This is a genomic window from Salegentibacter agarivorans (assembly GCF_900113135.1).
Taxonomy (GTDB): domain Bacteria; phylum Bacteroidota; class Bacteroidia; order Flavobacteriales; family Flavobacteriaceae; genus Salegentibacter; species Salegentibacter agarivorans.
Map to the genome: position 1 here is coordinate 1 of NZ_FOOH01000001.1, position 15,095 is coordinate 15,095.

16 protein-coding genes are annotated in these 15,095 nt (G+C 36.7%); 12 read left to right on the top strand and 4 right to left on the bottom strand.

What is annotated here, in order from left to right; translation table 11 throughout:
• Window positions 1-77: 77 nt before the first annotated feature.
• Window positions 78-746: a YceI family protein gene (locus BM084_RS00005; RefSeq protein ID WP_075326164.1), complete on the bottom strand. Its 669-nt coding sequence runs from the start codon at window positions 744-746 to the stop codon at window positions 78-80.
• A 171-nt stretch (window positions 747-917) separates the two neighbouring features.
• Here BM084_RS00005 and BM084_RS00010 point away from each other — a divergent pair, with 171 nt between their 5' ends.
• From BM084_RS00010 to BM084_RS00040, 7 genes are all read left to right on the top strand, one after another.
• Window positions 918-1,511: a nucleotide exchange factor GrpE gene (locus BM084_RS00010; RefSeq protein WP_075326165.1), complete on the top strand. Its 594-nt coding sequence runs from the start codon at window positions 918-920 to the stop codon at window positions 1,509-1,511.
• A 30-nt stretch (window positions 1,512-1,541) separates the two neighbouring features.
• On the top strand, window positions 1,542-2,669 hold the full coding sequence (gene dnaJ / locus BM084_RS00015) for a molecular chaperone DnaJ (RefSeq protein ID WP_075326166.1): 1,128 nt from the start codon (window positions 1,542-1,544) through the stop codon (window positions 2,667-2,669).
• 307 nt (window positions 2,670-2,976) lie between these two features.
• Window positions 2,977-3,906: an ABC transporter ATP-binding protein gene (locus tag BM084_RS00020; RefSeq protein WP_075327936.1), complete on the top strand. Its 930-nt coding sequence runs from the start codon at window positions 2,977-2,979 to the stop codon at window positions 3,904-3,906.
• Window positions 3,899-5,191 (top strand): ABC transporter permease, encoded by a 1,293-nt coding sequence (locus BM084_RS00025; protein ID WP_093301897.1) that lies wholly within the window; start codon window positions 3,899-3,901, stop codon window positions 5,189-5,191. The genes BM084_RS00020 and BM084_RS00025 overlap by 8 nt, the downstream gene beginning before the upstream one ends.
• A 3-nt stretch (window positions 5,192-5,194) precedes the next feature.
• Window positions 5,195-6,136 carry a mechanosensitive ion channel family protein gene (locus BM084_RS00030; protein ID WP_075326168.1) on the top strand — a complete coding sequence of 314 codons (942 nt, stop codon included), beginning with the start codon at window positions 5,195-5,197 and terminating at the stop codon, window positions 6,134-6,136.
• Window positions 6,120-7,028 (top strand): DUF6268 family outer membrane beta-barrel protein, encoded by a 909-nt coding sequence (locus BM084_RS00035; protein WP_075326169.1) that lies wholly within the window; start codon window positions 6,120-6,122, stop codon window positions 7,026-7,028. Before BM084_RS00030 ends, BM084_RS00035 begins: the two co-directional genes overlap by 17 nt.
• A gap of 1 nt (window position 7,029) precedes the next feature.
• Window positions 7,030-8,196, top strand: a complete 1,167-nt coding sequence (locus BM084_RS00040) for a sigma-54-dependent transcriptional regulator (RefSeq protein WP_093301900.1) — start codon at window positions 7,030-7,032, stop codon at window positions 8,194-8,196.
• Between the two features lie 5 nt (window positions 8,197-8,201).
• Here the strand turns inward: BM084_RS00040 and BM084_RS00045 are convergent, their stop codons facing one another.
• On the bottom strand, window positions 8,202-8,732 hold the full coding sequence (locus BM084_RS00045) for a hypothetical protein (RefSeq protein WP_394333630.1): 531 nt from the start codon (window positions 8,730-8,732) through the stop codon (window positions 8,202-8,204).
• 301 nt (window positions 8,733-9,033) lie between these two features.
• Between BM084_RS00045 and BM084_RS00050 the strand changes: the two genes are divergently transcribed.
• The 4 genes from BM084_RS00050 (at window position 9,034) to BM084_RS00065 (ending at window position 12,707) form a co-directional block, all read left to right on the top strand.
• Complete coding sequence (locus BM084_RS00050; RefSeq protein ID WP_093301902.1) at window positions 9,034-10,452, top strand: M28 family peptidase; 1,419 nt, start codon at window positions 9,034-9,036, stop codon at window positions 10,450-10,452.
• A gap of 82 nt (window positions 10,453-10,534) precedes the next feature.
• Entirely contained in the window at window positions 10,535-11,905 is a 1,371-nt protein-coding gene (locus BM084_RS00055; protein ID WP_093301905.1) for an MATE family efflux transporter, read from the top strand.
• A gap of 2 nt (window positions 11,906-11,907) precedes the next feature.
• Window positions 11,908-12,138, top strand: a complete 231-nt coding sequence (locus tag BM084_RS00060) for a hypothetical protein (RefSeq protein ID WP_075326174.1) — start codon at window positions 11,908-11,910, stop codon at window positions 12,136-12,138.
• The gene (locus BM084_RS00065; protein ID WP_075326175.1) at window positions 12,138-12,707 is read left to right on the top strand and encodes a phosphatase PAP2 family protein; all 570 of its coding nucleotides are present in this window, start codon (window positions 12,138-12,140) and stop codon (window positions 12,705-12,707) included. The genes BM084_RS00060 and BM084_RS00065 overlap by 1 nt, the downstream gene beginning before the upstream one ends.
• Here BM084_RS00065 and meaB read toward each other — a convergent pair.
• Window positions 12,704-13,792, bottom strand: coding sequence for a methylmalonyl Co-A mutase-associated GTPase MeaB (gene meaB / locus BM084_RS00070; protein WP_093301907.1), 1,089 nt, complete (start codon window positions 13,790-13,792; stop codon window positions 12,704-12,706). The genes BM084_RS00065 and meaB overlap by 4 nt on opposite strands.
• A gap of 95 nt (window positions 13,793-13,887) precedes the next feature.
• Between meaB and BM084_RS00075 the strand changes: the two genes are divergently transcribed.
• Window positions 13,888-14,322: an organic hydroperoxide resistance protein gene (locus tag BM084_RS00075; RefSeq protein WP_075326177.1), complete on the top strand. Its 435-nt coding sequence runs from the start codon at window positions 13,888-13,890 to the stop codon at window positions 14,320-14,322.
• 143 nt (window positions 14,323-14,465) lie between these two features.
• Here the strand turns inward: BM084_RS00075 and BM084_RS00080 are convergent, their stop codons facing one another.
• The gene (locus BM084_RS00080) at window positions 14,466-15,029 is read right to left on the bottom strand and encodes a DUF2911 domain-containing protein (RefSeq protein ID WP_075326178.1); all 564 of its coding nucleotides are present in this window, start codon (window positions 15,027-15,029) and stop codon (window positions 14,466-14,468) included.
• Between the last annotated feature and the right edge of the window lie 66 nt (window positions 15,030-15,095).

Sequence of the window (15,095 nt, forward strand, 5' to 3'; positions counted from 1 at the left end):
AAGAGGGATGAAGATAATAAATGCTCAAATATTTATTATCTTCACCCTACTTGATTGTATTCAAATTTTGAATCTTCTTAAGCTTTAGTAGCTTTAAGATTAACTTTTAAAGTAATATCGTCACTTACAAAGTTGTCTCCAAGTCCGTCAAAAACAGATTTAGAACCAAAATTCACATTCCAGTTTGTTCTATCTATAGTGAATTCTTCGCTGGTGATTTCAATACTATCATCAGATTGGTTAATGCTAACCGGGAAAGTAACGTTTTTAGTTTCCTCTTTTATTGTAAGGTTACCAGATAGCATTTTCTGGCCGTTTTCTTCAGTAATTTCAGTTACTTCAAAAGTAGCTTCCGGATATTTTGTAGCGTTAAAGAAATCTCCTTCTTTACCTTCTACAGTTCCCATTAAATGAGCTTCAAGATCTTTTTTATCGTCTCCTTCAAGATCGGTTACATTAATAGACTGCATATTAATCACGAAATTTCCGCTTTCAATAATGCTGTCATTAGCACTAAAAGTACCTTCAGCAAGTTTAATAGTACCAGTATGCTCACCTGTAGGTTTGCTACCTTTCCACTCAATAGTAGAAGCCGAAGTATCTACTGAAAACTCCATAGCTTCAGCTTGAGCAGTAGCTGCATCTTTAGCTTCAGAAGTTTCTGCTTTATTTTTATCGTTTTTACATCCTACAACCGCAGTTAAAAAAGCTGCAATTACAAAAGTGCTTAAAATTGATTTTCTCATTTGTGTTAAAATTTAGTTTTATTTTAGTCTGCAAAATTACATAAACTTCATACACCCTAATGCTAAATATTTACTAAATAATTTTAAGAATTATTGCGTAGTGACATTTTGACACCGAATCATAATTGGCAATGATTTTGACCCGTTGAGGCTGTATTAAAATGCATAAAAATGAGCAATAAGAAAGAAGATATAAGAGAAGAGCAACAGGACCAACCTGTTAAAGATCAAATTGAAGATGCTATAGATGAAGCTATAGACGAGGTAGAAGGTGAAAAGGAAAACGAGGATAACAATGACGACTCGCCTGAATTTACTGAGGAAGAAAAGCTAAAAGAAGATCTTCAAAAAGAAAAAGATAAATTTTTACGTCTTTTTGCAGAGTTTGAAAATTACAAAAGAAGAACTTCTAAAGAGCGTTTAGAGCTTTTTAAAACTGCCAACCAGGAAGTAATGACCGCCATGTTGCCAGTTTTAGACGATTTTGACAGAGCTTTAAAAGAAATTGGAAAATCTGGTGATAAAAATTTAGTACAGGGCGTAGAACTTATTCACAATAAATTTAAAGAAACGCTTAACAGTAAAGGGCTTGAGGCAATGAATGTGAAAGAAGGCGATGCCTTTGATTCCGAAATTCACGAAGCTATTACCCAAATACCAGCACCTAAAGATAAGCTTAAGGGCAAGATAGTTGATGTAGTAGAGCGAGGTTACAAATTAGGAGATCGTATTATTAGGTATCCAAAGGTTGTAACCGGCAAATAAAAGCTTTTTTAGAATTCGCAAAACGAGACCATGAAAGAAGATTATTACGACATATTAGGCATTAGTAAGAATGCTTCAACCGCCGAAATAAAGAAAGCATACCGAAAAATGGCCATTAAGTATCACCCAGATAAGAATCCGGGAGATGCTGAGGCTGAAGAAAAGTTTAAAAAATCGGCTGAAGCTTACGAAGTACTTAGCAACGAAGATAAACGAGCCCGTTACGACAGGTTTGGCCACCAGGCATTTGAAGGTGGCGGCGGAGGCGGAGGCTTCGGCGGAATGGATATGGACGATATATTCAGCCAGTTTGGAGACATCTTTGGAGGTGGCTTCAGTGGTGGCGGAGGCTTCTCTGGTTTTGGTGGCGGTTTTGGCGGTGGCCAAAGACGTGCTAAAGGAAGCAACCTTAGAATTAGGGTGAGTCTTACTTTAGAAGAAATTGCTAATGGTGCCGAGAAAAAGATTAAGGTAAAAAGAAAAGTCCAGGCTCCCGGTACAACTTATAAAACATGTACTACCTGTAAAGGTACAGGCCAGGTAACTCGTGTAACCAATACGATATTAGGAAGAATGCAAACTGCATCGCCTTGTACAGCTTGTAGCGGTTCTGGACAGATTATAGACCATAGACCGCCAGAGGCTGATGCGCACGGATTGGTACAAAAAGAAGAAACTGTTTCTATTAAAATCCCATCTGGTGTTGAAGATGGAATGCAGTTAAAAGTTGCCGGAAAAGGAAACGATGCTCCGGGTAATGGAGTTCCAGGAGATTTATTGGTAGCTATTGAAGAAAAAGAGCACCATAGCCTGCAACGTGAAGGAGATAACCTGCATTACGATTTGTACATTAGTTTGTCTGAAGCTGTTTTAGGTTCTTCAAGAGAAATAGATACTGTAACCGGTAAAGTGAGAATAAAGGTTGAAGAAGGCGTCCAATCTGGAAAAATTCTTAGACTTAGAGGAAAAGGAATTGGAAATCTTAACGGCTACGGCAAAGGGGATTTATTGGTCCATGTAAATGTTTGGACCCCGAAAAATTTAAATAAAGAACAACGCGATTTCTTTGAGAAAATGGCTGAAGACGAGAACTTCCAGCCGAATCCGGAGAAAAGTGATAAGTCATTCTTTGAAAAAGTTAAAGATATGTTTTCTTAGAACCCCGGTTTTAAGAAAAAATTTATATATTTGATTATCACTAAGTCTTTTAGTGATAATTTTTCTTTTTCATAGCAATTTTTTTCCCATCCTTAATTTATTAAGGGTGGGTTTTGTTTTTTAGAGCAATCTGGAAAGTTATAATTTCTTCTTAATCCAAAACATCTCTCGGGTGATTTCAATATATTTACTCGATAATGAAGATTAACATTAGCCATAATTGCCCGGAAAATTAAACAGCTGTTTGCTATGAATGCCCGGTGAATTATCTCTCGAGCTATTTTATTTTTTTTACCAACACTTTTATATGGAAAATCTTTTAGTAGCAGAAAATATCTACAAACAATTTGGCAATTTTACTGCACTAAATAATGTCTCAATAGCCATTCCGCGTGGTAGTATTTTTGGTCTTTTAGGCCCTAATGGTGCAGGAAAAACCACTTTGCTACGTATAATTAACCAAATTACCATGCCAGATAAGGGCCAGGTTTATCTAGACGGCAAACCTTTACAGCCCAATGATATTGCGCATATTGGTTACCTGCCGGAAGAACGCGGACTTTATAAATCTATGAAAGTTGGGGAGCAGGCACTTTACCTGGCTCGATTAAAAGGACTTTCTAAAGCTGAAGCCAAAGAACGCCTGGAATACTGGTTTAAGAAATTACAAATTGAAGGATGGTGGGATAAAAAGATCCAGGAACTTTCTAAAGGGATGGCGCAAAAAATCCAGTTTATTATCACCGTTTTACACAGGCCTAAGCTGTTAATTTTTGATGAGCCATTTAGTGGTTTTGATCCTGTAAATGCTGGTTTAATTAAGAACGAAATCCTTCAGCTTAAAGAAGAAGGAGCAACTATACTTTTTTCTACCCACCGAATGGAAAGTGTAGAAGAATTATGTGATTATATGGCTTTAATTCATTTGTCCAATAAATTATTAGACGGAAAAGTTTCAGAAATAAAACGGGAATATAAATCTAACACCTATGAAGTAGGTTTGGAAACAGAAAATGATACCGCTCTTTTAGCAGAATTAAAAGAAAAATTCGTGGTTGGTAATACTAATTTTAAAAGTATAAACGACGATCTTAAATTAACCATTCAGCTTAAAGAAGGTGAAACTCCTAACCAATTATTAAATTATCTTCTTGCTAAAGCCAAGATAAATCATTTTGTAGAAGTTATTCCATCAGTAAACGATATTTTTATAAAAACCGTAACTCAACATGCGTAATTTAAAGCTTATAATTCAGCGGGAATATTTGGCGCGGGTAAGGAATAAAACCTTTATTATCATGACTTTTTTAAGTCCGCTAATTCTGGTTGGGATGTTCGCACTTATCGCTTATTTAAGTATGCTGAATAGCAGCGAACAACGTATTATTGGTTTGTATGATGAGACTGAAATGTTTGCTTCAGAATTTAAAGATCAGGAACAGGTTCAATATTTAGACCTTTCTGGAAAGAGCTTTAAAGAAGCAAAACAAATGGTTAATGAACAGGATTATTACGGGCTTATATATATTCCTAAAAATATTAATAGAGATCTTCAAGGCGTTCAGTTTTTTGGGAAAGAATCTCCCGGTTTAGGAACTATCCAGGCTATAGAAAAAACCATTGCCGATAGGCTTACACGTGAAGAACTTATTGAGCGAGGTATTGATGTAAACCAATTAAACGAAGCTAAAACCGAGGTTAGAATTGAAATTCAGAATTTCTCTGGAGAGCGTACGTCCAAAATGTCTAATTATATAAAAATGTTTTTTGGTGGCGCTGCGGGTTATTTATTAATGATGTTTATTATCATTTATGGTAACATGGTAATGCGCAGTGTTATTGAGGAAAAAACAAATAGAATTATTGAAATTATTGTTTCTTCAGTAAAACCCATTCAACTTATGATGGGAAAGGTTTTAGGTACCTCTTTAGCAGGAATCACGCAATTCACCATTTGGGTACTATTAGCTGGAGTTTTAGCAATGACTTCGTTTTACGTGTTAGGCATTGATATTTTTACTGTTCAGAAATCACAATTAGAGACGGTTGAGCAAATTGCACAACCCGAAATAGCGCAGCTGGTAATGGATGTGCTTAATTTACCAATTCTTAAATTAATTATATTTTTCCTTATTTATTTTATTGGTGGTTATTTCCTTTACAGTTCTATTTACGCTGCAATTGGTGCGGCGGTAGATAGTGAAACCGATACCCAACAATTTATGTTTCCGGTAATTTTACCTTTAATGTTAGGTATTTATGTGGGTTTCTTTTCGGTAATAGAAAATCCGCATGGTACAGTTTCTACTATTTTTTCAATGGTGCCTCTTACTTCTCCAATAGTTATGTTAATGCGTATACCCTTTGGAGTGCCGTGGTGGGAACTCGCAATTTCTGTAGCACTTTTAATTATTACCAATTTTATAGTAATTTGGATAGCAGCTAAAATTTATAGAGTAGGAATTCTTATGTATGGTAAAAAAGCCAGTTACAAAGAACTATTCAAATGGCTCAAATATTAGAGAATGCAGGAACAGCAAAAATCAGAAACATCAGAGGCGATCTTAGAAGTGGTGGAAGAAGATATCTGGGGTAGCCTGGTGGACTTTTGGAATCTTATCCTTTTCAAATATGAGGTTAGTGGTACGCCAATAGAAATAACTGTAGGGCTTATTTTACTGGTAGTTATCGCATTTATTGTGACCAGTGTTGTTCTTAGGTTAATTAGATCTTTTATTACAAGTAAACTGGCCAAGGGAGACAAACAGAAGTTTATAAGCGTTTTTAAGTTTATAAAATATTTTGTCTATTTAGTGGTAATCTTAATCACCTTAAGCTCTGCCGGAATAAATATTACCATACTTTTAACAGCTTCGGCTGCACTTTTTGTTGGTATAGGTTTAGCTTTACAAGAGCTCTTTCAGGATATTATTGGAGGGGTTTTTATAATTATAGATAAATCGCTCTTAGTTGGAGATGTTATTGAAATGGAAGGCAGGGTAGGCCGTGTTTTTGAAATTAAACTAAGAACCACCCGTGCCCTTACCAGAGATGATAAGGTGATGATTATTCCCAATCATAAATTTATTAGCGATGTAATTTATAATTATACCCAAAACCATGCAACTACGCGGGAAGGCGTTCAGGTTGGTGTGGCCTACGGGAGTGACACCCAAAAAGTAAAAGATATTTTGTTGAAATGTGCCAGTGAAAACGAAAGTATTGTGAAAAGCCCTGAATCATTTGTTCTCTTTGACGATTTTGGAGCATCTTCTTTAGTGTTTTCACTCCATTTTTACGTAACCGATAGCTTTGTAGATCCAAAAATTAAAAGTGAGCTTAGATTTAAAATAGATGAAGAATTTAGGAAAAATAACATCACAATTCCGTTTCCACAGCGGGATGTGCATTTTTATCCTACCCAAAACCTAACCCAAAATTTATCAAAAAATGATGAAGACCTTTAAAATTATAGCTTTCCTGATGTTAGGAGCTGTAACTTTTCCGGCAACGTCCCAAACTACAGATTTAGCCCGAATAGAATATACTTATTTTCCGCAGTCAGATTCAGATAATTCATTTCGTAGATTTAGAACCTTTGTTAATTTACCCATTAAATTAAATGGAAAAGGAGCCTATTTAATTCCGGGAGTAGAATATAGAAACGTAAATTTTAAATATAAAAATAGCGAAGCTTTTACCACCAATAACCTGGATAGGTTTCAATCTTTTACAGGTAAAATAGGCTACACATTTAAAATGAACGAGTTATGGCGTTTTGGCGCTGAGACCGGGGTGAAAATTGCTTCTAACTTCGCTACCAGTGAGTTGGTTAAAGATGATTTTATTTACACCGGGTCGGTTTATTTTATAAAAATTAAAGAAGATGAGCGTTACATAGAACCCTGGCGGCTTATTTTGGGACTTAGTTATTCTACCACAACCGGTTTTCCGTTTCCATTGCCTGTAATAAATTATTATAAGCGTTTTGATGAAAATTGGTCTTATGGGCTTGGAATACCTAAAACCAACCTGAAATATTATTTTAACAACAAACATGAAGTTCAGGGATTTGTAACATTAGATGGGTTTTTTGCTAATATTCAGCAAAACTTTAATCCTTATCCGCAAACAAATCCTGGTGCAAACCGGCTTGCAGAAAGTATGTCTATGACCATAGTTTTAAGCGGTTTGGGATACCAGTATAATATCACAGATAATATAGCATTTTATACCTATGCCGGTTATACGGTTATGAATGATATTAGATTAAGAGATAAAGACAGGGAGGACCTGTATACAATAGACGAAAACAATACATTCTACGCCCGTGGCGGCTTAAAATTTAGTATTTTATAATATGGCACGTATTTTATTAATAGAAGATGAAGCAGCAATTAGAAGGGTTTTAGTTAAAATCCTTACCGAAGAAAATGATAGTTATGAAGTTGAAGAAGCAGGAGATGGCCTGGAAGGAATTGAAAAGATAAAAGACGAAGATTATGATCTTGTACTTTGTGATATTAAAATGCCCAAAATGGATGGAGTAGAAGTCCTGGAGGCAATCATGAAAATAAAGCCTGAAATTCCCGTGGTAATGATTTCTGGTCACGGAGATTTGGATACCGCCGTGAATACAATGAAAGTAGGCGCTTTTGATTATATCGCAAAACCACCAGATCTTAATAGACTGCTTAATACCGTTCGCAATGCACTAGACCGCAAAGAGCTTGTTGTAGAGAATACACGGCTTAAGAAAAAAGTTAGTAAGAATTTTGAAATGGTAGGCCAATCAGAAGGGATTGAGCGTATTAAAGAACTTATTGAAAAAGTAGCTCCTACAGATGCCCGGGTGCTAATTACCGGGCAAAATGGTACAGGGAAAGAATTGGTGGCTCACTGGATACATCAAAAAAGTGAACGTTCAAAAGGGCCAATGGTAGAGGTAAATTGTGCTGCAATCCCTTCAGAATTAATAGAAAGTGAACTTTTTGGTCACGTTAAAGGGGCGTTTACTTCAGCAAATAAAGATCGTGCCGGTAAGTTTGAAGTTGCCAATGGAGGTACAATTTTTCTTGATGAAATTGGTGATATGAGTCTTTCGGCGCAAGCCAAAGTATTAAGAGCGCTTCAGGAAAATAAAATCTCCCGCGTGGGTAGCGGCAAAGACATAAAAGTAGATGTTCGGGTTGTTGCAGCAACCAATAAAGACTTAAAAAAAGAAATAGAAGACAAAAAGTTTAGGGAAGATTTATATCACAGGCTTGCGGTAATTTTAATAGAAGTACCCTCGCTAAATGAACGCCGGGAAGATATTCCTTTACTTATAGATTATTTTAGCGAAAAGATTTCTGCGGAACATGGTTCGGGTAAAAAAGAATTTACCGAAGATGCCTTAAAAACTCTTAAAGAATATGACTGGCGCGGAAACATACGTGAACTTCGTAATGTTGTAGAACGGCTCATTATTTTAGGGGGCGATAAAATTACTGAAGAAGACGTAAAACTCTTCGGAAGCAAATTTTAGAGAATTTAATCGATTTTTTTCGGCGGCGGATTATATCTTAAAAAATACATAGTATCTCCGCTTGGGTGTTGCCATTCGTGGAATAATTCAAATCCAAATCGCTGATATACCAGTGCGTTTTTACGCATTCTGGTTTCGGCATATAGTGGAATTTGATATTCTATTGCCTGGCGGTAAAATTCGTCTTTCATTTCTTTACCAACCTGGGTATCTGCACCGCGAGATTCAGCCAAAATACCCCAGAACCAGCAGTAAAGATATTCCCCGGTTTGTGGGCGTTGTTTTTTAATATAATTCTGGTTTTTTACAATGCGATAAGCGTTTTTTATTCCGGTAACATTTAAAACCAAACCAATTTGGCTCCAAATATCTTTCAGAAAGTTATCGTCTTTTTTGCTGGTTTTAAATAAAATAGCAATTCCCATTCGGTTTTCAGAAATAATAAGAGCATCTTTTTCAATCGCCTTCTCCACCATATGTGTGGCGAGATATTCAAAACGTTTGTGACGGTTGCCTCCCTTTTTTACAATATCCATAGAGGACGGGATTTCCTTTAAAAGGCTGGTAACTTTGGTAATTATCTCTTCTTTTTCTGCTTTGTTCAAACTGCTATAATTTAGCGGCGAAGATATAAAATTTATCTTTTTTTAGGTTTAAAGTAAGTCGATTAAAATTCTGCAAATTCAAATACTTTTAAGGCATATTCTTTGTTATCACACAGGTAGCTAGAAATTGTTTCCTAAATTTTATAGAAACTATAAAGAATTAAAACAGAAGCTTCCAAAGGAATATTTATTTTAGCAGTTAAAACATGAAAATTTAAATCCTATTTTCCCGATGAAATTATACATTTTCGCCTTTTTTGGCCTTTTTCTTACACTAAATCTTAATGCACAGGCTCCTGAAACTAAAGAAGATTCTCTTAAAATTAGGGAGATATATTCTGCTGCGCTGGTAAATGGTAAAGCCTACAATTGGCTGGACCATCTTTCTAACAAAATTGGAGGTAGGTTATCGGGTTCGTTAAATGCGCAAAAAGCGGTAGAATATACTAAAACACAGTTAGAAGAACTGGGTCTTGATAAGGTTTGGCTACAACCGGTTATGGTTCCAAAATGGACGCGTGGAGCTCGTGAACACGCTTATATACAAACCGGCCCGGGAATGACTACAGAAGTAAGTATAACAGCTCTTGGGGGCTCTGTTGCCACTGCTACCGGCGGTTTAAAAGCAAATGTTATAGAAGTGCAGGGAATTGAAGATTTAGAAAATTATAAAGATGAAATAAAGGGCAAAATTGTTTTTTATAATCGCCCAATGAATCCTGAACTTATTCAAACTTTTGAGGCGTACGGCGGGTGTGTAGATCAGCGTTATTCGGGGGCTGAAGCCGCTGCTAAATACGGTGCTGCCGGCGTAATTGTACGTTCTTTAAGTCATAAAATAGATGAAAATCCGCATACGGGTTCAATGAGCTATGGCGATTTACCAAATAGTAAACGAATTCCAGCTGCGGCGATTAGTACTAAAGATGCCGAATATCTTTCCGGAATTTTGAAGCTGAAAAAAGACCTTGAATTTTATTTTAAATTGAGTTCAGAAAATCACGGCGAAGTACAATCTTACAATGTAATTGGGGAAATAACAGGTAGCGAATTTCCGGAAGAAATTATGGTAGTTGGCGGCCACCTGGATTCCTGGGATTTGGGAGATGGTTCTCACGATGATGGTGCGGGTGTAGTGCAATCTATGGAGGTTTTGCGCTTATTTAAAGAAACCGTCTATAAACCTAAAAGAACCATTAGGGTGGTACTTTTTATGAATGAAGAAAACGGTTTACGCGGCGGGAATAAGTATGCCGATGTAGCACATAGTAAAAACGAAAATCACATTTTTGCTTTAGAAAGTGATGCCGGAGGATTCACTCCTCGCGGATTTTCTTTTGAAGCCGATGATGCTCAATTTGCGCAAATTGAAAGTTGGAAACCACTTTTTGAACCTTACCTGATTCATTATTTTGAAAAAGGTGGAAGTGGAGCCGATATTGGTCCGTTGAAAAAGGGAGATATTGTACTTGCGGGATTAAGACCAGATTCACAAAGATATTTTGACCATCATCACGCGGCAACTGATACCTTTGAACACGTAAACAAACGTGAGCTGGAACTTGGAGCTGCTACAATGACTTCATTGATCTATTTAGTAGATAAGTATGGAATAAAGCGAATTAATCTGGAAAAAGATCAGAAACTTTAGATTTAAAATTTAATTATTCTTTATCGCAATTTAAATTTTAGAGCAGCAAAATCCTACTATCTTTGCCGCCTAAAATTATGTTTTGCAGCTAAGCGCCTACACACAAGAATTCAGCAAAAATTTAAATATCGCCTTTCCCGTAATGCTCGGGCAATTAGGCCATGTATTAGTTGGGCTGGTAGATAATTTAATGATTGGCCAATTAGGGCCGGCACCACTAGCGGCGGTTTCCCTGGGAAATTCGCTGGTTTTTATAGCCCTCTCTTTAGGAATTGGTTTTTCTTTCGCCATTACACCTTTAATTGCTGAAGCCGATGGCGCGCAGGATATAAACAAGGGCAGAAGCTATTTTCACCACGGTGTAATTTTATGTACTATTAATGGAATTCTTCTTTTTCTCACCTTACTCATAGCGAAACCGGTATTGTATTATTTAGACCAACCGCCAGAGGTGGTAGAACTTGCCATTCCCTATCTTAATATCGTGGCGTTTTCAATGATTCCCTTAATGATTTTCCAGGCATTTAAGCAATTCGCTGACGGACTCTCGCAAACAAAATATGCCATGTATGCCACTTTAATTGCTAACGTGGTAAACGTGATTTTTAATTATCTCTTAATCTACGGAATCTGGATTTTTCCAAGACTGGAATTAGAAGGAGCAGCAATTGGTACCTTGATTTCCCGATTCTTTATGTTATGGTTTGTTTGGGAAATTTTGAGACGAAAAAAGAAATTTGCCGAATATTTCAAATGGGGAAAAAAGGAATCTCTAAACTCTGATGTATTTAAAAGATTATTAAACCTCGGTTTTCCAACGGCGCTGCAAATGCTTTTTGAAGTTGGGATTTTTACCGCTACCGTATTCCTTGCCGGTTTGTTGGGTACTAATCCACAAGCGGCAAACCAAATTGCTTTGAATCTCGCTTCAATGACTTTTATGATTGCTGTTGGACTTGGAGTTACAGCTACTATTAGGGTAGGAAATCAAAAAGGTCTTGCTAATTTTAAAGATTTACGTAGAATTGCATTTTCAACATTTCTGCTTGTATTTTTAATTGAAGCAGTATTTGCTTTAGGCTTTATTCTGCTTAAAGATTGGCTGCCTACATTTTATATAGATAATGCCGAGGTGATTTTACTTGCTGCCCAATTATTAGTTGTAGCTGCGTTATTTCAGCTTAGTGACGGTTTGCAGGTGGTTATTCTGGGAGCTTTAAGAGGTCTTCAGGACGTGAAAATTCCCACGGTAATTTGTTTTATTTCTTACTGGATTATTGGCTTTCCTGTTTCCTGGTATTTTGGCAAAGCCGAAAATCTTGGAAGTATGGGAATCTGGCTTGGGCTCCTTGCCGGGCTCTCTGTTTCGGCATTAATGTTGTACATTCGATTTAACTATTTAACAAAAAAACTTATTTTGCAAGAGTCTAGTCTTGTTCAATCAAAAATATAATTATGGATTTCCCTAAATTTCTTCTCGGTGATAATACCGACTATCCCACTGCTATCTTCGTAATACATACCGAATTCCCACGATTTATCATTAATCTTGAGAACGATGAAGTAGAATGGCTGGAAGAATTTGATCAGCACGATGAAGAAGAACTAGAAAATGAAACCGAAAACCTTATTAAAGAAGCTTCAGAATTTTACGATAGGGAAATTGCAAGATACGAGGACGATTAATGGAGAAATTAATAGAGTTAGATCATAAATTATTTCTTTGGCTAAATAATCTCGGTAATGAAACCTGGGATTGGCTTTGGTTGCTCATTACCGATAAATGGACAGCAATCCCGCTATACGCTTTACTTTTATTCCTTATTTTCAGGAAATTCGGTTGGAAATCAAGCCTGGTCACGGTGGTATTTATAACCTTATTAATTACCGCTACAGATCAATTAGGAAATGTTTTTAAAGATGCTTTTGAACGTTTAAGACCCTGCCGGCAGGAAGGCATTATGGAATATACCCGGTTTGTGGCGGTTCGTTGCGGTTCTTATGGTTTCTTTTCAGCACACGCTTCTAACTCGATGGGCGTTGCTATTTTTCTTGGATTATTATTTAGAAAAGTCTTTCCTAAAATGATATTTTGGTTAGTTGCCTGGGCTTTACTTGTAGCTTATAGTCGGGTTTATCTAGGAGTGCATTATCCGGGAGATATACTTGTAGGAATGTTGATTGGTGGGCTCTTAGGCTTTATTTTCTATAAACTTCACGAATGGGCACAGCAGAAAATTTTCAAAAAGAATTAATCCAGATTTTCAAACTTTTCAATTAATAAATCGGCTGCGGCGAAAGCGGTTATCTTATTATTTTCTATAGCTTTTAATTGAATTTCAAGTTCGTTTTTCATCACAGGATTTTGGTAAAAGCGGTTTTTTAGATGTTCGTTTATAGTTTGTAGAAGCCAGAATTTATTCTGCTCTTTTCTGTTTTTCAGGAAAAAACCATTTTCTTTTCCTAGCTTTTCAAATTCTTTAATCAGTTCCCAAACACTATCAATTCCCGTTTGCTTTAAAGCACTGCTAAGAGCAACTTTTGGTTTCCAGCCGCTTTCTTTGCTTGGGTAAAGTTGCAGCGCACGGTTAAACTCCAGTTTTGCCTCCCTTGCAGCTTTTATATTGTCTCCATCAGCTTTGTTGATCACAATTGCATCGGCCATCTCTATAATTCCTCGTTTTATGCCTTGTAGTTCGTCTCCGGCTCCGGCCAGTTTCAGCAATAAAAAGAAATCGGTCATACTGTGCACCGTGGTTTCACTTTGGCCAACCCCAACGGTTTCAATAAGCACAACATCAAAGCCTGCAGCTTCACATAGAATAATGCTTTCGCGGGTTTTTTTGGCCACCCCACCAAGAGAAGAACCCGAAGCCGATGGCCGTATAAAAGCATTTTCTTCTTTTACAAGGTTTTCCATCCTGGTTTTATCACCTAAAATACTTCCGTGGGAAACACTACTACTGGGGTCTACCGCCAGTACCGCTACTTTTTTTCCTTGTTCGATTAAATATGAGCCAAAACTTTCTATAAAAGTACTTTTGCCCACGCCGGGCACGCCTGTAATTCCAATTCGAATAGATTTTTGAGAATAGGGCAGGGCGCCTTCCAATAACTGTTGCGCCTTTTTTCTATGTGAAAATTGATTACTTTCTACCAAAGTAATTGCACGGCCTAATGCAGTCTTATTTCCATTTAGAAGTTGCTGAAGCAAATCTTCTTCCTCAAATTTATTTTTTCGGGAAGCTCTAATCTTTTGAGCTGATTTTGGATTCACATTCGCCGAGGCCGGCTTACTGCCAGATTCACTTAATGCCGATTTTTGGTTCTTCTCGCTCAAACTATACTTATTTATGACAAATTTATGAATTCGATCTTTGGGAGCCTTGTTTATGCTTGGTATATTCAGGCCTAATTAATGTAACTTAAATAACGATGAAAAATTTGTATAAAACAACGGTAACTACAAAAGGAGCAAGAAAAGGCCACGCCAAAAGTGATGATGGAATATTGGACGTAAAATTAAGTATGCCAAAATCTATGGGCGGTGAAGGCGGAAATTATACCAATCCGGAGCAATTATTTGGAGCGGGGTATTCTGCTTGTTTTGGAGGTGCATTGCAGTTAGCTGCTAAGAATCACGGTATAGATATAGATGAAAATGTTAGTGTGAGCGCAGTAGTAAAATTAGGCCTGACTGATGAGGAAGAAAATTTACAACTATCTGTAGTATTAGACTGCTATTTACCAGGTGTAGATGTTGAAACTGGTGAAAAAATTGTAAATGAAGCCCACGAGATTTGCCCTTATTCTAGAGCCACAAGAGACAATATAGATGTGACGCTTAATCTTTTAGTAGACGAAGATTAAGGTGATATTTTCGAAATTTCGTTATCGTCATGCTGAACTTGTTTCAGCATCTAAGACTTTAAGAAATTAGACACTGAAACAAGTTCAGGGTGACTTAAATTATAAACCTCACAGGATTTTATGACCCTGTGAGGTTTAATTTTTTATGCTTTTTCAGGTTTTATAGGAACACTAACCAGCGTTTCGGCCCAGGCCAGGTTTAAATTTATAAATTCATTTTCTTCATTAAAAGCTATAGTAAATTGTTCAATAGTTCTTTGTAAATCTTTGGTAGGAACTTCCAGTACCAGCGCATCAAACTCAGGATCACGATAAGCTTTTTCCTCCATATCAATTCCCCAGGGATACATATTTTTATTAAAAATCACCTTCCAGGAATCTTCCATGGGGATGGTCCACAAGGTGTATTTCCCGGCTTCTAAAAGGGAACCATCTACCATTATATCTTTATTGGTTTCAAAAGTAGTGGCTTCGTTGGCACCGGTACGCCATACTTCATTATAAGGTACCAGTTCACCAAAAATCACCCGTTCTTTTTTATAAGGGCGGTTATAAAAAACTTCTATTTTCAAATCACCCTGTGTATAATTTACGGTGGCTTCGGGACTATGAGCTTTAGTACTGTAGCGCATTATAAATACCACTACAGCGGCTAAGACAATAATAATTCCGCCAATCTTTAAAAACGTTTTTACCGGTTTTTTCATTATTATTTTATTTTGAAATACTACAGTTCAAAAAGCGTGCAAACTAATTTTTCAGGCTTTAAAAAG